The sequence below is a fragment of the Oceanobacillus sp. FSL W8-0428 genome (assembly GCF_038004405.1).
GTDB lineage: Bacteria > Bacillota > Bacilli > Bacillales > Amphibacillaceae > Oceanobacillus > Oceanobacillus sojae.
In genome coordinates, this window is record NZ_JBBORB010000001.1 from 1118188 (window position 1) to 1136864 (window position 18677).

Here is an 18677-nt window from a genome sequence, read left to right on the forward strand (position 1 = left end):
TTATCCCTCCTTTCTTGCCAGCTTTTCTCTCATCTTCCCTAATCTATTTTTATATGCTGAGAATAAAATATCCTCTGCATATAACTTCACTAGAATGCTAATAATAAAAGCCGTAACCCACATACTTAAATCTTTTGTGAAGAAACCAATTACCATTAGCAGAAACGCTAAGACAACCATAAAGGACCAAAACAGTTTCGATTTTAAAATAAAATTCAATGGTCTCACTCTTTCATGTTTATATTATGGGTTCAAAAAGTCGGTAAATTAGAAGCAAGAAGATCAAGGCGACGTGGTTTTTACGAACGGAGCGTATGCTTCCAAATACGTGAGTATCGGAAAGAACACGTCAACGCAGAGATTCGCCGCTTATCATTTGGTGACTTTTTGAACATCCTCTTATATTATTTTTCTGCTTCATTAAAATATTTTTCATTATCTCTCTTTCTTCCAAAATAGAATATGATGAACAGTCCAAGCCAGACGATGGCCCCTAAGATTCCCCACCATTCTCCAGCCATTGCATTCGCAAACACTAATTTAAATTCACCATTTTCAATTGTGCTCCATGTCAACATACTTCCGGCTTCTACATTTACCGAACCCGTTTCATTTGCCAGCCTTGTTATATAAGGGGCAAAGTATGTGGAAATATATAAGAAAACAGGCGCTGTAATGACCCCGTATATAATGGATCTCACAAGGTTTCCTCTAGTCAGCAGGACTACTGCAACACATACTGAAAGGTTAACGATACCCCCAAACGGCAATACAGCATTTCCCGGTAATATGACGGAGAACAACAGCAATACAGGGATAATAACGATTGCAGATACCCAAATTTCGTTCCTGCCCGCTAGAATCGGCCAATCTAAACCAATAAATATCTCTCTATCACCAAAACGCCTCTTCATAAACTCTGAAATTGCGTCGGAAATAGGTGACAACGCTTGCATAAACAACTTAGAAACCATTGGAAATAAAGTTAAAGCTGTGGCAGCTTGAATACCTAAAACAAGTGAATCCTGTATTCCATAGTTTGCTGCCAGCCCCAATAAGAAGCCTATGAGACCACCCATAATGTGGTTTTCCGCAAATACGCCAAGCTTATCTCTTAATGCCTCTGCATCCATCTTTTTATTTAGGAAAGGTACTTTGTCCATTAATTTATCGATTGGGTAAAGTAACGAAGCAATAATTGTCATATGGTGTGGTACAGTAACTCCTGGTATTCCAGTAAGATCTTCTATTTCCTTTCCCCAGATGTCGCCGATCTTCAGCTCGATAATAACCTGGATGCTGGCAACAACGAAACCTAAAACCACGCTGCCGGAAAGAAACATAACCAAAATGGCAGTGAATATTTTTCCCCATACATTCCACATATCTACATTAAGTGTTTTAGTCAGTTTGAAGGCCAGCATAACAATATTAATCCCTACCGTAATTGGGAACATAAGAAATGCTAAAGGCCACGACCAAGTAATGGCTGCAGCTGTCGTCCATCCACCGTCAACGGCATTTAAATTAATACCTGTATTTTCAGCAAATGATTGCGCAGCAGGACTGATGGAAGCCAGCATAAAATCAACAACTAATGACATACCTGAAAAGGCTACTCCAAAAATGATTGCTGCGCTTAACGCATCTTTAAACTTCATCCGTGCAATGAGTCCGATAACTAGCATAATTAAAGGGACAAACACGGGAGCACCCATGTCTAAAATATATTCAACAATATTTTGCAAAAAGTCCATCTGTCTTCTCCTTCCTTTACATTTTAATTTTTAAGGATTTGAATCAGCTTTTCTGTCTCTTCCTGAATCCCCATACCAGTCAGGAAAGCAATCCCGTTTAACATTGGAATATCATATTCTTTACCACCCTTTGTAATAGAAATATAGACATCCGCCGATTTAATATAGCTGTTTAGAGACTTAATATCGACTGCCTCAACATTTGCTTTGATTTTATTTTCATCTAAAATTCTTTTTACCTTTGAAGCTACTGTCTGACTTGTTGCTACACCACTTCCGCAAGCTACGATAACATTTTTCATTTTAATTTCCTCCTGTTAAAAAAGTATTTAGTTTTTTCTCAAGCTGTTTTGTATCTTTTTCCTCAAAAATTATTTTGGAGAACTCCTCTGTCTGGAAAAGCTCCATTAAGGTTGAAAGCAATACCGTCTGGTTCTTCGGTTCTGTAATTCCAAGGAAGAAAATAAGCTTTACACTTAATTCCTCACTGGCGTTTCCCATGTTTTGAAATTTCAGCTCATCCTGCAGTTGAACAAGGTAAATAAAAGGAGTTTTTACATGAACAGCATCCGTATGCGGGATAGCAATATTACAGTAATTTGTTCTTAAACCGGTAGGAAAACTACGCTCTCTTTGAATCAGGGCATCCTGATAAGAACCTTTTACATATCCCTGTGACACTAGGTCCTGAGCTACCTCTTCAAAAAGCTTTTCCCTGCTTGGATAAGGGTGATTCAATTTCATTAATCTGGAGCTAAATAAGCTCTTGAATTCCATCTTTGCATCTCCTTTCGATGAGCTTAAATGCGTCTTTATCGGTAGAATTATATAAAGTATCCATAAACTCAATATCCATAAAAAGACTATTTAACTGTAATAATTTTTTCACATGAGAGTTATCTTTATTAGGAGATAAACATAAAACACAAGTTTTTATCCTGGGATTGACCACAAGCTGAAAGTCTTCACAATATGCACCATCGTTATGATGTGCATGAGGCAAGTAGACTTCCGGACCAATCAGCATAGATTCATATTTCTGTTTGAAGATGTGCAAGGCTGCACCTGTATACGCAGGTGCAATGGATTTTCGTTCCTGCATTTTCTCCAAGCCAATTTGCGCCATTTCAAAAATATTATTCACGTGGACAATGCTGACCTGTTCCTGTCTTAAAATTGAATAGCTTGTATCTGTATTTTCTTTGTCATCCTGAAAGAAACGATGTGCTTTCTCCTTGATATCCTCAAACTTTTCTTCTGGTATGACGTCACGCAGAAAATTCATTAATTGTTTTGTTTTAATACTTGGATTGGCAACAATATGGTTTTCTACCTTATTGATAAATTCTTTTCGCTTTTTTTCATCGAAAAGATTGACCATAACAAAAATTTTCTTATCTGTCTGAAGCGGAGCGGTAGTAAAAACAATATCGATATCTGGATTCTCCTGATAAAATCGCCGCTCGCTATATGTTCCCAGGAAATTGATATTTGGGAACATATCCTTCAGCTGTACATTCATTAATTCAGATATGGAGTGACCACTCTGACATACGACAATTGCTGTGACTTCTTTATTATTCTGATAAGCATCATTGTTGACCTGATACATATGTCCAAGCACAATCATAGAAAGGTAAACAATTTCAGCTTCACTAAGAGTTATCTTTTTATACTCATCTACAATTTCCTTAATTACTTCATATACGGGATAATATCGATTAATAAAGTCCTTTTGTATAGGATTTTCAAGGGTTAAACCCAATCGTTTCCTGATTAAAGCAGGGCTTAGATGCTGCATTAATTTTTTCTTAAATTGATTATCCTGGAAGTTGAATGCCAGCCTGTCCTCCAGCTTTTTAATAATAAAGAAAACAAATTCTTCTACTTCCGTTTCACTTGCGAGACTTGAATCCAGGTCAATTCGATTAGCTCCCAGGAAGATTAAAGATAAATAGGTCAAATCCTGCATTGATAAATTGGGATATTCCCAAAATAATTCTTGAATTTTTTTGAACTCACTCGTCTGATTCAATTCTTGATACTTAATAGACAGGCTCCATTCTTCTTTTATAACGCTTGCCCGTTTAATCATGATCAGAATAATATAGGGCAGCTTTGAAAGATATTCATCACTGAGCGTAATGTTTATCTTTCTTTCGAGCTTTCTGATTCTCTCCGTGAGCAGAAAATATTCACCTTTGGCATGAATTGCTTTATCTTCTAAAAGACTCCTTCCGTTTGGATATAAAAATAATCTGTCTATAATATTAATCAGCTCAGCTCGGATTCTGACTTCATCTCCCGCTAAATAAAAACCATCTTTTCTTGTGTATTGAATAGAAATTCCATCATCTTTTATATCACTGTTAATTGCTTTGATATCATTCGTTAGAGTATTTTTGCTGGCCAAGCAATGATCTGATAGCTCTAATAAAGATAAATATTCACTGTCATCCAGCGCAATCTTTAAAAATGCTATATCTCTCCTTACTTCTGGTTTGAATATTGGAGTCATTTCATCAATGGGAATATGATAATGACTGGCAATATTTTTACTGTGTTTGTGGGGAATATAGATAATTTCGTCATTGCTTAAAATAATATCTTGATGGAACTGTGAATTGATTTTACTTTTCAGCTGCTTCAATTCTTCATAGGTTAAATTATAAGAAGTTAAAAGCTGTCGGATGCTGAGATGGTTCTCTTTTAACAAGTCACTTATAATTTGTTTCTCTGAGTACTTCATTCCGCCACCTCCCATTTGTGCACAACCTCATTATAAGACAGAATATTTCGCCATACGTGACTATTCATCACAACTTTGATTTTGGCTGTTTTATTTTTGTGATGAAGTCTGGACTTTTGTTTCTTCATAGAGAATAGCTTATTAGCTTCTGATGCCCTGTAATTATGCCAACTGAACTAGCAGATTGATAGCAAAGATTTTTTTCAATCCATCAGGTTTCCATTCATGACTATAGCTCAGGTAAAGTAGTTCCCCACAAATATACAGGTTAGAAGAAAGCTCTACTTTCTTCTTTACACAAAAGAAAAACCGGGCAGCCCGCCCGGTTTATTTCTAGTAATAATTTAATTGATAGTCTCATAGAAACCATAATAACTTATACGGTATTTACTTTAACCTAGTACTATATAAAAAAGGATAAAGTAACGGAGCAGGAAGCAATTGCTTTAGAAGGAATTAGACGCTTTGAGAAGTTCTTAAGTGAAATTGGTATGCCGACAAATCTGTCACAATTAGATATTCCTGATGATAGATTTAACGAAATGGCAAAGAAATGTGTTGAATTTGGCCCAGTTGGCATCCTGTAATCTTCCCATTTTTTATCTTCCTTTCTAATAGAAGAATTATTTTTTACAAATAAGCTGCATCTAAGTTGTATATTGTAATTACATCAGTAAATAATGCGCTTACATAAAATTGTGCTTCTAGTAACATTGTGTAATACAGATACTTGCAAAAACATTCTACTTTTCATTGCCAATGGTTTTTCTGTTAAACAACTCTTATCATTATTAATGTATAAAGTTATTCTTCATATTAACTTAGCATTACCCCGGATTATGATTGACACTTTTCTCATTTTTAGTATAGACCAGCATCTCTAGCTTAAATAATACATTCCAAACTTAAAAATATATTAACTTCAACTTCTATATAGCAATAAAAGTGCTATTAAATACAATTTTTATTCGTTTTACATTATTAATTTTAATATTATGATTAATAGTATGAATAATCTTTCATTTAGTAATCAGCTGATCAACCTAAAGAAAGCGTTATCATTTAAATGGATATCTAATCAACTATTTGTTTCAGACAGAAGGAGATGAAGAAATGACAGAGACTAAGAAAATAAATAATACTCTGGAAAAGAAAAGTATTTTCCATGAGGAAATCTACGGGATTAAATTTCCATTATTCTTGATTATATTATTACCAGCTTTTACAGCTCTTTATATGGACCTCATACCGATAAATATTGTTACATCCTTAATGATTATGATGGGGTTAGGTGGATTATTGATTTGGATAGGTAATGTCATCCCTATTTTTTCTGACTTTGGCGGCGGTACTATTCTCTGTATTCTGCTTCCTGCCGTCTTAGTATATGCAGGTATTCTGCCAGAAAATACATCGGAGCTGGCAGAAAGCTTTTACAGCCAATTTGGTTTCTCAGATTTCATTGTAGCTGGCTTAATCGTAGGGAGTATATTAGGGATTAAGAAGGAAGTTCTGATTACTGTAGCGGTTAAAATGCTCATTCCTTTATTAGCAACTATATTACTGGGAGCATTAGTTGCAGGTATTTTAGGACAAGTATTCGGATTTGGATTTAAATACACTATTCTGATGATGGTTGCGCCAATTATGGCCAGTGGTATAACAACAGGTGCTATCCCATTATCAGAGATATATGCCAGTAACTTAGGCGGAACTCCAGCAGATTATTTTGATATTTTGGCTCCAGCTGTGATGGTCTCTAATATTATTTGTATCCTTCTTGCTGCAGTATTAAATTATTTAGGAAAAAGAAATAAAAATATGTTCGTAAAAGGTTTTTCCGGGGAAGGAAATCCACTACGAAAAAGCGCAAATAATTTCCAGCATAACAAAGAAAAAAATCTGATAGAATCTCTCCGTAATGTCGGCATAGGGATGATGATAGCTGGGGGATTATATGTATCAGGCTCTCTTTTAAGTGAATTAATCCCTACATTCCATACTTTTGTTTGGATTATTATCATAGCTGCCATCCTAAAAGTAACGAACATTCTTCCGGAATATATTAATATCGGGGCAGAAGTCTGGTTTAACTTGATCACTAAACTTTGGGTACCAGCTATACTTGTAGCAATAAGCGCAAGTTTAATAGATATTAATCGTGTTATTTCTTTGATACTGAATCCATCTCATATGTTCTTAGTTACTATCATTGTTATTGTTTTAGCTACTATTGCCGGATTTGCCGGCTGGCTAATTGGCTTTTACTTTATTGAATCCTCCATTATTTCTGGGCTTGCTCTAGCCGATATGGGAGGAACCGGAGATATAGCTGTATTAAAAGCAAGCGATCGAATTCAGCTATATCCATTTTTACAAGTAACGACTCGTATCGGGGGTGTACTAACGCTTATTGTGATGGGGATTGTAGCTTCTATTTAGTAGAAAAGAGATGCTGCAGGAACAGCATCTCCCTTTATTTCACATTTTGAAAATAGGTATGAAAATGATCGATAGCAGAACGTTTGGATGAGCTTGGATTTTTATGAGTAAGCTCATAGCAAGTATACGGTGGAGGAGATTCAGAAAAATGTTGAATAGATACATCATGATTGCGGCTGGATGTTTTGGCAATCCATTCAGGTACAATAGCCCAATAAACTGGATTCTTTAAAATATCTAACAGCAAATGAATATCGTCTATTCTGATTTTTTGAATACTTAAAGGATCCCACCAATAATTATGCCATCCTTTAAATTCTTCGCCCCATGGCATAAATAATTCATATTGCGGATCTAACTCTAAAGGATGTACTGTTGCATTTTTAATAGAACCAGAACGAATAAGTACCAAATCAGATTCAAAGCATTTCTTGACATGTACATTTTCAAAGTTTCTATGAATCAAAGCATAACCGATATCCAATGTTTTATTATCAACACCAGCATAAATTTCACTGGAATGGAGGGTATGACAATTAAGATATATGGAAGGCGTATTATTAATCTCTTTATAGATATTATGCAAAAAGAATGTATTAAAGCTATCTATAGATCCTATATTGAGATCTAACTTTGGACCATCTTTTTTCAATATTTGCAGGTCATTATAAATGTTTTCCCATTGTTCAGCTAACCTTAAAAACTCTTCACCGGCAGGAGTCAAAACAACATTCTTCACTCCTTTGCCGCGTTCGATTAATTTAAAGCCCAGCTCTTTTTCGGCAACATTTAATCGTTGACTTACAGTTGTCTGAGCAACATACATATGCTCAGCTGCTGCACTGATAGACTTTTTTCGGACAATGGTCAAGAACGTCGGGATAAAATTCAAATTCATTTTTAATGCCTCCTTAATATCAAAAAAAATGCTATTTAATAATCTATATATCTATTTTACATTATAAATATAATATTTACACTAATCTTATGATTCGAATAATTAGATATAACAACTAACATGATGGAAGGGAAGTGTGTCTATTGGCAAAATATAAGGTCTTTCTTAATGAATATATTGATGAAGAAGCTATAGAACTTCTAGAAAAACACGCTGATATTACAAATAATTTAGAGAAAATAAGTGAGGTTGATGCAATTATTCTGCGTACCTTCCCTGTTTCTCGCAAGCTTATTGAAAACGCTCCAAAATTAAAGGTAATCGGAAAACACGGGGTCGGCTATGATTCCATAGATATAGAAGCCGCTAAAGAACACGGAGTCAAAGTAGTCTACACCCCGGAAGCGAATATTCAATCCGTATCTGAATTAATTATTGCATTGATGACAAATGCAGCACGCCGAATTAGCTTAAGTTTTGAAAAAGGAAAAAATAATCAATTAACATCGATTGGTCCCAAAAATCTTATAGGCTATCAATTAAACAAAAAAATATTAGGATTAGTTGGTGCTGGAAAAATTGGATTAAATACAGCCAGAATAGCTAAAAATGGTTTTAACATGAAAATTATTGCATTCGATCCACTCATCAGTAGAGAACAATGCGAGGAACTAGGCATTGAGAAAATAGATAATCTGAATGATCTCTTAAAATTATCAGATTTTGTATCTATCAGTGTCCCATTAAACAAAGGTACAAAGCATTTAATAAATAAAGATAATCTCAGTTATATGAAATCAAATGCCATTTTAATAAATACTTCCAGAGGAGGAGTTGTTGACGAGACAGCTCTATACGATGCGCTGAAAGAGAATAAAATCTTTGCTGCTGCCAGCGATGTTTTTGTAAATGAACCCCCAACGGGTGCCAATCCTCTACTTCATTTAGAAAATTTTATTGGTACCCCCCATATTGGAGCAAACACTAAAGAAGCGGCAAAATTAGTAGGGTTAACTATTGTTCAAGAAGTACTGTTAGTTTTAGAAAATAAAGAACCGAAATATAGAGTAATTTAAGCCAAAGAAAGGAAGCATATTATGAAAATTGGAAAACGTATCATAAATCATAAGCAAAGAAAGGAAGAAAGTTTAATAGAAGCATTCCGACATTGTAATAGCGCAAATGTATCTGATTGCATGGAGCGCTTATACAGTATGAACGCTTATATCAGACCAATAGGTACAGGGAGAAAAATAGTTGGACAGGCTGTAACTATCAAGGCAGCCCTTGCCGATAATCTATTATTCCACCAAGCCCTGTTAATGGCTGAGCCAGGTGATGTGATTGTGGTAGATTCTGGCAGAGATATGAATTATAGTGTCTGTGGAGAAATTATGTATTCCTATGCCAAAAGCAAAAAAATAGCCGGATTTATTGTGGATGGTTGTGTACGTGATGTGGATTATCTGTTAGCAGAAGATTTCCCTGTATTTGCAGCTGGAATTACAGGTAGAGGTCCCTACAAAAAAGGGCCTGGTGAGATCAATGTTGATATTTCATGCGGAGGCCAAGTCGTACATCCAGGCGATATTATATTAGGTGATGAGGACGGGATAGTTGTAATTCCTCCAAATGAAGCTGGTCAGATTCTTGAAAAGGTAGCCATTTTAAAAACCAATGAAGAGAATTCTTTAGCCCAAATAAAAAATGGTCAATGGGAGAGCAGTAAGCTGGCTACGCAAGTTGGTGAACAATTAAAAGAGGATGGGTACTTGTTTTTATAATTTTGTAAGATTCTCTCTCCTTTTCTTTTAAAACTATACGGTATATTGTGTGATGATATCTGTATTTTCTTCAATAATAAGGAACGGGGCTATTTATATTATCTACAGCCTCATTCCTTATTTTTTGTTAGGAGTGAAGAGCATAAATAGGATTTTTCCTATACAGCTTATTAAACTTAAATCTCGATAGTTGTGATAAAAAAAGACAAGGGCTTTTTTTTATAGAATATGCGTTTATAACACGCAATTACAGACGAAAACAATCTTTTACATCGTTGCTTTCCATCTCTCTATCAATATTTAAGATATTACATGGTAAATCCAAAAATTATTCATCTGCTTGAATGCACCCCGAAATCCTTGAAAACAATCCTGCATAATCAATATCCGCAAAATCAGTAACATCCATCTCATATAAATATCCAAGAGAGAAACAATCATATCCTCTCGTTTTACATCTTTCTACAAACTCGCTATACTCCAGCAAATTATCTCTTCGCAGACCCTCAGAAAGCACATCTCCTTTATGGTATACCGTCAGTAAATGCCCCGGGTGCCTGTCATCCTCCAGATCTCTTTTTTTCTGTCTGTCGAATAAAACATTTAAATCCGCTGTCAGACGAATGGTCATTACTTGGTAATTATAATGTTGAACCAGATATTCCAAACGGTTCTTTTGCTTTTTACTGAACGGATAATCTGATAACACATAATCCCTCTGTTGAAAATGTTCCTCCATTTTTGTGTAATAGTCATCAACACTTTTTTTATTAAGTACTTCTTTTTCCTCCAGGTTATTAAACCCGAACAAATCCCAATTCTCCTCCTTCATTTCATCCAATGATAACATTTGAAAAATAGGAAACCTCTGTTGTATTTTTTTTGATAAATAGGTCTTCCCTGTTCCAGGATAACCGCCTATTAAAATAAGTTGACTCATTTTATCTATCCTTTACTCATATAGATAGCTCGATTTCTAGGTGATGCCTGTCTGCTCTGTAAAATGTGGAAACAAATTCTCTGGGCACATTATTAATATCATAGGAGACACGTTTTATTTGAATGATAGGGCTGCCTATATCTACCTGAAGAAGATCGGCCAGCTTCTCTTCAGCCAGAATAGAATAAATTTCCTGTTGAGCATAGGACCATTGTATATTATAAAAGTTTTTCAAGAATGCTCTCAATGACTCTTTTGAAAAGTCCCGATTATATACTTCTGGAACAAAGTTATACTCGTAATAATTTAATTCCAGATAGGACGGTTCTTTGTCTGCGCACCGTAACCTCTTCAAGCAAATTAAAGGAGTATTTACCTCAACCTTCAGTCTTAATGCAAGTTCATCATCTGCCGGCTGAATATTCACATCAATCGTATGCTTACTTACTATTGTTGAATCCGCCTGATTCTTCTTACTGTAGCTGATTACTCTGTTCAAATCATTTTTAGGTTTCAAAGCTGTAACAAATGTTCCTATTCCTCTTCTTTTTTTGACTAATCCGTCGTTTACCAGCATCTCCATTGCTTTTCTGGCAGTTGCTCTGCTCACATGGTAGCTTTCCATCAGTTCACTTTCAGCAGGAATCATATCACCGACACGATATTTCCCATTCATGATATCCTGAAATAATAAACTGTATATTTGATAATATAATTGTTCTCTTCCACTGAAATCTAATTTATTCATATTCCAACCTCCCTGGCCATCTACTAATCCATCCATTCACCACCTGCCAGATTAATAGATTGACCAGTTAAATAACTTGAATTATCCGTTAAAAGAAATATGGCAGCGTTTATTACATCTTTTATTTCTACCAGTCGATGCATCGGAATATTTTTCTTAAAATAATCCATTACTTCATCTGGTTCAATATCCCTTTTTTTTGCATAATCATATTTTAATTTTTCCCACATCTCTGTATGAACAATACCTGGACAGAGGGAATTTATACGAATGCCTTTGTCGGCGAATTCTTTTGCAATAGACTGTGTTAATCCTATGACTCCAAATTTACTTGCGCAATATACCGTCTGCCAGGAGCTGGCTTTTTTCCCGGACAGGGAAGCCATATTCAGGATTTCCCCGCCCCCGTTTTCCAACATTTTTTCTACTGCAACCTGGCAGCATAAAAATGTCGCTTTCAGATTTACATTTAAGGTTAAGTCCCAAAATTCCTCTTCACTTTCAAGAAATGGTTTCATTTGAGAGACTCCAGCAGAGTTAATCCACGAAGTAATCAATCCCAGTTTCTCCTCCACTTCATTCGCCCGCTCATGAATCTGCTTTTTACTTGTCACATCGCACGGAAAAAACTCGGCACTTCCTCCTGAAGCTCTTATCTCTTCAACGACTTCTGTTCCTTTTGCTTCATCTAGATCAAAGATTGCTGCCTTTGCACCTCTATTACAAAAATCTTTAGCCAGTGCTGCTCCCATGCCACTGCTTCCACCAGTGATTACAAATACTTTTCCGTCTAATCTCTCTGTATTCATATGCTCACACTGCCTATCTCAAGTACTCGGAAATACTGACAGGATTATCCTGCGGCATCACCTGTATATATACATTTACCTTTTTGTCCAGGAGCTCATTAAATTGTTCCTTTTCTTCACCGTTTGTTGAAATATTTTTATATAAAACGGTCCTATCCTTTCTTGCTCCCATTCCTCCTACGTCTATTTCATCAATATTAATACCGTTATCCACTAAATAATTTAATACTTTCGGGCCTTTTACCAGCAGGATAGTGGGTGCATCTAAACCCTGCTCAAAAAATCGGACGCCATCCTCTTTTGTAAAAATGCCGATTGCTATTTCTTCCGGCACAGCCATTTCAAGCACTTCAATCATGTATTCATCATTAGCCGTGTCATCGTCTACAATAACTACTTGATCTGCTCCTCTGTTTTTTATCCAGGCTGTCATAACCTGCCCATGGATAAGCCTATCATCGATTCTTGTCAACACTAAGTTTTTCACGTTTACTTTTCTCCCCTTCTTTAAATAATTTCGCCTGAACACCTAATGAGCTTTCACTTGTTACTTTATTAACCAATTCTTCTAAGCTTTTATCTCGTGATTTTTCAAAACACAGCGTCAGCAGCATCGGTAAATTCATCCCTGAAATTAAACCGATCTTATACTGCTTCGCCAAATATGCCGCACTTTGAAAAGGAGTGCCTCCTGGAATATCAGATAATATAATTGTTTCTTGTTCACTATCTGTATGATTCTCTTTGATGGCCTCCGCCAGCTTTATCCTAAACTCTTCCGGCGCTTCTCCTTCATTTAAAGAGACCGCTTTAACGCCAAAGTCCTCTCCTGCCACCATTTTTAAGCTTTGTAATAAACCTTGGCAAAAAGCTCCATGACTGATTAATATAACATTGACCATACATTCACCTCATTGTTATCCGTTATATCCTAAAATCCCTAAATAATAGCCGGCAATCCCCAGTACGAATATTGCCAGTATAATCCAGCCAGTATTGACTTTTCTTTTCAACATCCACCAGACAAATAGTGTAATTCCTAACGGGATCAATCCCGGTGCAAGGGAATCTAAAACACTTTGAAAGGTGGTCGTTCCTTCTCCAATATCTATTGATAAAGGTGTCATCACTTTGACCAGACTGGCTGCTAAAGCTCCGACTACCATTAATCCCACTATGCTGAAGGAATTAATGATACGATCAATCGTCCCGCTTTTCAGTATTTTAAGCAATGATGTCTTTCCTTGCTTATATCCAGTGAAGAACATCATGTAACCGCATCCATAAATGAGTAATTCAAAAATTAACACTGCCAGAATTGGACCTAGATAACTTCCTTCCAAGGCCAGCGAAACGCCAATCCCGAAGATAACAGGGAAAAGAATTCCTTGCATCACCGTGTCTCCAATACCAGCTACAGGTCCCATTAGTCCTGTCCGCACTGAATTAATATCATTTTCACCTATATCCTGCCCATTGGCACGTGCTTCCTCCATCGAACAAGCTATACCGTTAATAATCGGGCCAATTGTATGAGGCTCCGTATTATAAAAGATCATATACTTTTTCAGCTCTTCTACTTGCTCATCCTTGGTATCATATAATTTTCGTATCGGTGTTAACATGAGATTGGCAGATCCCAAGGCTTGTAATCTCTCATAATTATAACAAGATTCTGCAGAGGTAGACCATAACCATGTTTTAACCAAGGTCGCTTTCGATAACCTCTTCGTATATTCCTCTGCCGGCTGTATCGCATTTGCATCGCCAGTAACGGTAACTGGATTGATTTTTTTATCTACAGTCAGCCGTTTTACTGTTTTTCCTTTCTTTTCTTCTGCAGGCTTGCTGCTATTATAATATAAGATAATAGCTATAACCGCTGCGAATATTGAGACTCCCGTTATTCCCAGGCCGGAGTATACAGTAAGGAAGAAACCGCCGATAAACCATGGAAGAAGCTTTTTCTTTCCTAAATAATTCAAAAGCATGGCAATACCAAGAGCTGGCATGATTCCCCCGACAACCTCTAAAGCACTGATAACACTTTCGGGAACAGTTTCTATTAAATTCTGTGCCCAGCTGCTTCCTGAAACAACCAATAAGTATGCCGGCACACCATATAATATAAAAGCTACAAAAAACGAAGGTACATAATTCATCAGCCGCACTCCACGCAGATTACCTTTTTCCAGCAATTTATCTGCCCGATGAATCCATGCAGCATTTACAGTCATATACACCTGGTTTAACAATAAGCCAAACATACTGAATGGTATAGCAAATGTAATAGCCAGTGTAGGCTCTGCTCCAGATAATAATGTCATAGCTGTACCGAATACACCTGCAACGATTGTATTGCTGGGCATTGTCCCGCCTGCGGAAATCCAGCCCAGATAAATCAATTGTATATTTGCTCCGGCTAACATTCCCACCATCGGATCGCCCATAAATACTCCGACAAGCGTCCCTGTTACTAATGGATATACCAGACATTTTGTGATAGGCCCGAAAAACCACCATTGTCCTAATGTTGCCAGTAAAGCTATCAATATCCCCGATAAAACCATTTGATTCACCCCTCTAATGGATTAATTTAATATTCTCCGCTCAGATAAACCATTACTTTACCTTTTTTTGAATGTGTCAGGTTCTGTAATTCGGTTCCAATTTCATCTAAGTTAAGCTCGGCACTAATAATTTTCTTTGTATCAATTTTTCCTTCTTCCAATAAATTAATTGCTCTTTGCGAGGTATGAGGATTTAAATAGGAAGTATAAATACTTACCTCTTTTTTATAAGCTTCAAATTGATTAAAACTTACGAATTCATCTGGATTACCTAATCCAAATAGGAGTACCTTCCCTTTCTTACCTGCTATTCTTATCGCCTGCTCCATTGTCTTTTTCAAGCCGATACATTCAATGACATAATCAACATTTATCTCTTGACTGATATCTTCAATTTCCATATCATTTACTGCTTCTGAAGCTCCTAACTCGATTGCCAGCTTTCGCTTCTCTGCTTCTTTCTCCACTACAATAATTTTTGCTGCCCCAGAAAGGGAGAGCAACTGCAGCATTAAAGAGCCTATTGCGCCCATACCATACATGACAACTGTTTTCCCGCTTTCCATTTCTATTAGATCCAGTCCATGGACAGCGCATGATAGCGGCTCTGTAAAAGCAGCACTTTTCAAATCAAGCGAATCTGATATAAGGTAGACATTTTTCTCAGGAGGGTATACATACTCACTAAACCCCTTTGCTACCCCGTGCCGTTCATGGCAAAAGTTAGGGAATCCCTGCTTGCACCAATTACATTTTCCACATCCATAGCTCGGATCACAGGCTACACGATCTCCCGGTTTAAATAAAGTACAATCAGGTCCAACTGCTTCAACGACGCCTGAGCATTCGTGCCCCAGGATAATGGGAGGGATGACCACACTTGCACCGTTCATCCCCTGGAATTTATGAATATCCGTGCCACAGAGTCCGCACCAGGCGACTTTGATTTTCACCTCAGACTCTTTTGGTTCCCGATTTGGAATATCTCTTACTTCATATTTATAATCTCCAATATAAAATCCAGCCTTCACGATGTATTACCTCACCCTTCTATATTTTTGAATAGCTGTATCTTCCTCTCAACAATTTCTTCAATCACTTCTAATCCGGGAATAATATTATTTCTGCTCGATACATTTTCTTTATTCTTATCGTACAATTCCTTTGATTTTTGATTCCATCCAACTAATAATTCGGTTCCTACATTAAATTTTCTAATACCTAAATCAATGACTTTTTTAACGTCTTCATCTTTAACTCCTGTTCCTCCATGAATAACTAATGGGATACTTACTGCATCTTTTATCATTTCAAGCTGCTCAAAATGGATAGATGTTTTTGATTTGTATTGCCCGTGATTGGTGCCGATAGCGACAGCAAGTGCATCAATCCCTGTCAGTTTGACAAAGTCAGCTGCGTCCTTAGGATTCGTTAATTGCACCTCATCCTGATTAACGATAATGCCCTCCTCTGCGCCACCAATCGTTCCTAATTCGGCTTCCACACTTACGCCAAATCTTTTAGCATACTCTACCACGCGCTTTGTCCCCAGAATATTTTCTTTTAAGGGAAAGGAAGAACCATCATACATTACAGAGCTGAATCCCGAATCAATTGCCTTACGAATATCATCAAATTCTTTAGCATGATCCAGATGCAATACTGCATCGACACCATATTCTTCTGTCATCGATTTACATACAGCCACCAAATTTTGATAGCCGATATAATTGGCAGTTCCGCTGCTGACTTGAACAATGACTGGTGATTTCTGTCTATATGCAGCCTTGATAATTGATGGAAACATTTCTAAATTATGCGTGTTAAAAGCCCCTATTGCCATATTTAAGTCATCAGCTTCTTGTAAAACTTCTTTTAATGTGACATACATGATTTATAATCCTCCAACCTGCTTATTTACTTCAGATACTCTCTAAATCCCGGATAGACCTAAACATCCGGATGTTATAATATTTAAATATACGTATATTTATTAATTTCATTATATAGTAATAAAAATGCTTTCAGTCGCTGATTAAGTGAAAATGTTTCCCGAAAAATCAGCTAAAGCAGGCAATTTTGAAAACTTATTCATCATATAGCATCTTTGTTTTTCATAGATTGCTGATTACAGAATTAGGAGGATTTAAGATGATTATCCAGCTGGATAAAGAAATTTACGAAAGACTTTCAGAATCTGAAGCTCTTGTAATAGATTATATAAATCAAAATGAAGATAAAATTCCTGTAATGTCGATTACCAGTATTGCTGAAAAATCGTTCACCTCTTCGGCTACCGTTTCCAGAACCATACAAAAATGCGGCTTTTCAGGAATTTCAGAGTTAAAGTTCAAAATTTCAGAACAAAAACAAAAAAAAGGAGAAAACCATTCTCCTTATGAAGTCAATAAAATTTTGGCAAAGTCTTTTCGTGAATGTACTTATACGATAGACAATATAAGCACCACTGCCATACTCGATACGATTAAATTCATAGAAAACGCCAATCGTGTATATATTTTTTCAAGAGGATTTACAGCTCTGGTAGCAGAAGAGTTCCAAATGTATTTACAGCTGGTAGGATTTAATACGGTAATTGTCAAGGATGTTATGTGGATGCTTAATGCAGGAAAAATTGTCAAAGAAGGAGATTTAGCCATTTTTATTACGATTCAAAGTACCACTCCTGAATTAGCACGTGCTGCAAAGGCTATTAAGACTAATAATGCCAAAATAGTTACTATCTGTTGTAAACCGGGAACAAAATTAGAGGAACTATCAGATATAACCATTCTTGGACATACCGAAAATATTATGAAGATTAAAGGATTAGATGTTTATTCCAGAATCCCTTTAAACATCATTACCCGGACAATTATAGAATATATCAGTAAATGAATAGATTTTCATAATGCTTTCTTATTCCTTCTATTTATGGAACCATTTACATTGCAAAATTGAGTACAATTATATTAGTAATGAAATTCTCAATATGAATGGCAAGGAGGTAATCAAATGAGTATTCTTTCTATCGGCCAGGCAGTTTACGATATAACATTCCCTGCCGATACACCGATTGTTGAAAATCAAAAATACCGTATTCCGCAAAGAGTAGAATGTATGGGAGGACCTGCTGCAAATGCAGCTTATCTGTGCGCACTGTGGGGAAGCAGGACTTCACTTATAGCACGTATTGGAGAGGATTTATTCGGCCAGAAAATAATGGGGCAATTAAGGACTGCCGGAGTTGATACTGGCTCATTAAAAATCGATAATCAACTGGCTACCAGTATCAGCTGTATCATTGTTAATCAGCAAAATGGTCACCGGACCATTCTAAATAATCCTTTGCCTCAGGAAAATTTTGAGATAAAATGGCCGGATCACTCACCAGACGTCATTCTCATTGACGGGCATGAAAAAGAAAGTATTCTTAAAGCAGTCGAAAGATACCCGCAGGCAATTACGCTAATGGACGCCGGAACTTTTAAACCGGAACTTTTAGATATTATTAAAGCTGTTGATTATCTGGTCTGTTCCAAAGACTTCGCCTATCAATATTCCGAAGTAACTATCGATATGAATGATGATCAAACCTGGAAGGACACCTTTTCCAGACTGGAGGAAATAAACGCAAATACGATCGTAATTACCCTTGGGAGTTATGGGTCTATCTACAAAAAGGGAGAAAATATTTATCATATTCCACCTTTTACTACAGAGGCTGTTGATACTACGGGGGCAGGAGATATATTCCATGGGGCTTTTGCCTATTGCTTAGATAATAATTATTCTTTAGAAGATACTATACTGATTTCTTCACTAACCTCTTCCATTTCTGTGGAAACGCTTGGGGGACAGCTCTCCATTCCAACTTTAGAGAATGTTCGGAATCGAAAAAGAGAAAGGGGAATAGAAATAAATATTTGATAAACTTCCATTTATCAAGGTAAAATGTTGAAAGGGTTATATTGACCAAG

Annotated in this window: 19 protein-coding genes; 5 read left to right on the forward strand and 14 right to left on the reverse strand. The window is 36.4% G+C overall.

The window, feature by feature from the left end; genetic code table 11:
* The 5 genes from MKY30_RS04940 to MKY30_RS04960 form a co-directional block, all read right to left on the reverse strand.
* On the reverse strand, window positions 1-219 hold the full coding sequence (locus MKY30_RS04940) for a hypothetical protein (RefSeq protein ID WP_147211339.1): 219 nt from the start codon (window positions 217-219) through the stop codon (window positions 1-3).
* A 185-nt stretch (window positions 220-404) separates the two neighbouring features.
* Complete coding sequence (locus tag MKY30_RS04945) at window positions 405-1757, reverse strand: PTS galactitol transporter subunit IIC (protein WP_147211340.1); 1353 nt, start codon at window positions 1755-1757, stop codon at window positions 405-407.
* 23 nt (window positions 1758-1780) lie between these two features.
* On the reverse strand, window positions 1781-2059 hold the full coding sequence (locus tag MKY30_RS04950; protein WP_077602637.1) for a PTS sugar transporter subunit IIB: 279 nt from the start codon (window positions 2057-2059) through the stop codon (window positions 1781-1783).
* A gap of 1 nt (window position 2060) precedes the next feature.
* Entirely contained in the window at window positions 2061-2534 is a 474-nt protein-coding gene (locus tag MKY30_RS04955) for a PTS sugar transporter subunit IIA (protein WP_341082951.1), read from the reverse strand.
* Window positions 2512-4506 carry a BglG family transcription antiterminator gene (locus MKY30_RS04960; RefSeq protein WP_341082952.1) on the reverse strand — a complete coding sequence of 665 codons (1995 nt, stop codon included), beginning with the start codon at window positions 4504-4506 and terminating at the stop codon, window positions 2512-2514. The genes MKY30_RS04955 and MKY30_RS04960 overlap by 23 nt, the downstream gene beginning before the upstream one ends.
* Window positions 4507-5619: 1113 nt before the next feature.
* Between MKY30_RS04960 and MKY30_RS04970 the strand changes: the two genes are divergently transcribed.
* Window positions 5620-6948, forward strand: coding sequence for a 2-hydroxycarboxylate transporter family protein (locus MKY30_RS04970; protein ID WP_341082954.1), 1329 nt, complete (start codon window positions 5620-5622; stop codon window positions 6946-6948).
* A gap of 34 nt (window positions 6949-6982) precedes the next feature.
* Here MKY30_RS04970 and MKY30_RS04975 read toward each other — a convergent pair whose 3' ends face one another.
* A complete protein-coding gene (locus MKY30_RS04975) occupies window positions 6983-7846 on the reverse strand; it encodes a LysR family transcriptional regulator (protein WP_341082955.1) in 864 nt (287 codons plus the stop codon).
* A 143-nt stretch (window positions 7847-7989) separates the two neighbouring features.
* Between MKY30_RS04975 and MKY30_RS04980 the strand changes: the two genes are divergently transcribed.
* A complete protein-coding gene (locus tag MKY30_RS04980) occupies window positions 7990-8922 on the forward strand; it encodes a hydroxyacid dehydrogenase (RefSeq protein WP_341082956.1) in 933 nt (310 codons plus the stop codon).
* A 21-nt stretch (window positions 8923-8943) separates the two neighbouring features.
* Window positions 8944-9630 carry an RraA family protein gene (locus MKY30_RS04985; RefSeq protein WP_341082957.1) on the forward strand — a complete coding sequence of 229 codons (687 nt, stop codon included), beginning with the start codon at window positions 8944-8946 and terminating at the stop codon, window positions 9628-9630.
* A 328-nt stretch (window positions 9631-9958) separates the two neighbouring features.
* Here MKY30_RS04985 and MKY30_RS04990 read toward each other — a convergent pair whose 3' ends face one another.
* Genes MKY30_RS04990 through MKY30_RS05025 form a run of 8 tightly spaced genes read right to left on the reverse strand, consistent with a single transcriptional unit; the run spans window position 9959 to window position 16588 of the window.
* Window positions 9959-10570, reverse strand: a complete 612-nt coding sequence (locus MKY30_RS04990) for an AAA family ATPase (RefSeq protein WP_341082958.1) — start codon at window positions 10568-10570, stop codon at window positions 9959-9961.
* 16 nt (window positions 10571-10586) lie between these two features.
* Entirely contained in the window at window positions 10587-11318 is a 732-nt protein-coding gene (locus MKY30_RS04995) for a GntR family transcriptional regulator (protein ID WP_341082959.1), read from the reverse strand.
* Window positions 11319-11341: 23 nt separating this feature from the next.
* Complete coding sequence (locus MKY30_RS05000) at window positions 11342-12127, reverse strand: SDR family NAD(P)-dependent oxidoreductase (RefSeq protein ID WP_339283655.1); 786 nt, start codon at window positions 12125-12127, stop codon at window positions 11342-11344.
* Between the two features lie 13 nt (window positions 12128-12140).
* Window positions 12141-12614 (reverse strand): PTS system mannose/fructose/N-acetylgalactosamine-transporter subunit IIB, encoded by a 474-nt coding sequence (locus MKY30_RS05005; protein WP_341082960.1) that lies wholly within the window; start codon window positions 12612-12614, stop codon window positions 12141-12143.
* Complete coding sequence (locus tag MKY30_RS05010) at window positions 12583-13029, reverse strand: PTS sugar transporter subunit IIA (protein WP_339283659.1); 447 nt, start codon at window positions 13027-13029, stop codon at window positions 12583-12585. The genes MKY30_RS05005 and MKY30_RS05010 overlap by 32 nt, the downstream gene beginning before the upstream one ends.
* 15 nt (window positions 13030-13044) lie before the next feature.
* Window positions 13045-14697 (reverse strand): PTS system mannose/fructose/sorbose family transporter subunit IID, encoded by a 1653-nt coding sequence (locus MKY30_RS05015; RefSeq protein ID WP_147211353.1) that lies wholly within the window; start codon window positions 14695-14697, stop codon window positions 13045-13047.
* A 26-nt stretch (window positions 14698-14723) separates the two neighbouring features.
* Window positions 14724-15728, reverse strand: coding sequence for a zinc-dependent alcohol dehydrogenase family protein (locus MKY30_RS05020; RefSeq protein WP_147211354.1), 1005 nt, complete (start codon window positions 15726-15728; stop codon window positions 14724-14726).
* A gap of 11 nt (window positions 15729-15739) precedes the next feature.
* Window positions 15740-16588: a class II fructose-bisphosphate aldolase gene (locus MKY30_RS05025; RefSeq protein ID WP_147211355.1), complete on the reverse strand. Its 849-nt coding sequence runs from the start codon at window positions 16586-16588 to the stop codon at window positions 15740-15742.
* A 260-nt stretch (window positions 16589-16848) separates the two neighbouring features.
* Here MKY30_RS05025 and MKY30_RS05030 point away from each other — a divergent pair, with 260 nt between their 5' ends.
* Together MKY30_RS05030 and MKY30_RS05035 are read left to right on the forward strand one after the other, a co-directional pair.
* A complete protein-coding gene (locus tag MKY30_RS05030; RefSeq protein ID WP_147211356.1) occupies window positions 16849-17595 on the forward strand; it encodes a MurR/RpiR family transcriptional regulator in 747 nt (248 codons plus the stop codon).
* A 117-nt stretch (window positions 17596-17712) separates the two neighbouring features.
* Entirely contained in the window at window positions 17713-18627 is a 915-nt protein-coding gene (locus MKY30_RS05035; protein WP_341082961.1) for a carbohydrate kinase family protein, read from the forward strand.
* Window positions 18628-18677 lie beyond the last annotated feature (50 nt).

Coding starts and splice junctions, on each gene's coding strand:
- MKY30_RS05030 (WP_147211356.1), top strand. CDS start 16,849: ATGATTATCCAGCTGGATAAAGAAATTTACGAAAGACTTTCAGAATCT.
- MKY30_RS04960 (WP_341082952.1), bottom strand. CDS start 4,506: ATGAAGTACTCAGAGAAACAAATTATAAGTGACTTGTTAAAAGAGAAC.
- MKY30_RS04955 (WP_341082951.1), bottom strand. CDS start 2,534: ATGGAATTCAAGAGCTTATTTAGCTCCAGATTAATGAAATTGAATCAC.
- MKY30_RS04985 (WP_341082957.1), top strand. CDS start 8,944: ATGAAAATTGGAAAACGTATCATAAATCATAAGCAAAGAAAGGAAGAA.
- MKY30_RS04975 (WP_341082955.1), bottom strand. CDS start 7,846: ATGAATTTGAATTTTATCCCGACGTTCTTGACCATTGTCCGAAAAAAG.
- MKY30_RS05025 (WP_147211355.1), bottom strand. CDS start 16,588: ATGTATGTCACATTAAAAGAAGTTTTACAAGAAGCTGATGACTTAAAT.
- MKY30_RS04950 (WP_077602637.1), bottom strand. CDS start 2,059: ATGAAAAATGTTATCGTAGCTTGCGGAAGTGGTGTAGCAACAAGTCAG.
- MKY30_RS04995 (WP_341082959.1), bottom strand. CDS start 11,318: ATGAATAAATTAGATTTCAGTGGAAGAGAACAATTATATTATCAAATA.
- MKY30_RS05015 (WP_147211353.1), bottom strand. CDS start 14,697: ATGGTTTTATCGGGGATATTGATAGCTTTACTGGCAACATTAGGACAA.
- MKY30_RS05035 (WP_341082961.1), top strand. CDS start 17,713: ATGAGTATTCTTTCTATCGGCCAGGCAGTTTACGATATAACATTCCCT.
- MKY30_RS04990 (WP_341082958.1), bottom strand. CDS start 10,570: ATGAGTCAACTTATTTTAATAGGCGGTTATCCTGGAACAGGGAAGACC.
- MKY30_RS04945 (WP_147211340.1), bottom strand. CDS start 1,757: ATGGACTTTTTGCAAAATATTGTTGAATATATTTTAGACATGGGTGCT.
- MKY30_RS05010 (WP_339283659.1), bottom strand. CDS start 13,029: ATGGTCAATGTTATATTAATCAGTCATGGAGCTTTTTGCCAAGGTTTA.
- MKY30_RS05000 (WP_339283655.1), bottom strand. CDS start 12,127: ATGAATACAGAGAGATTAGACGGAAAAGTATTTGTAATCACTGGTGGA.
- MKY30_RS04970 (WP_341082954.1), top strand. CDS start 5,620: ATGACAGAGACTAAGAAAATAAATAATACTCTGGAAAAGAAAAGTATT.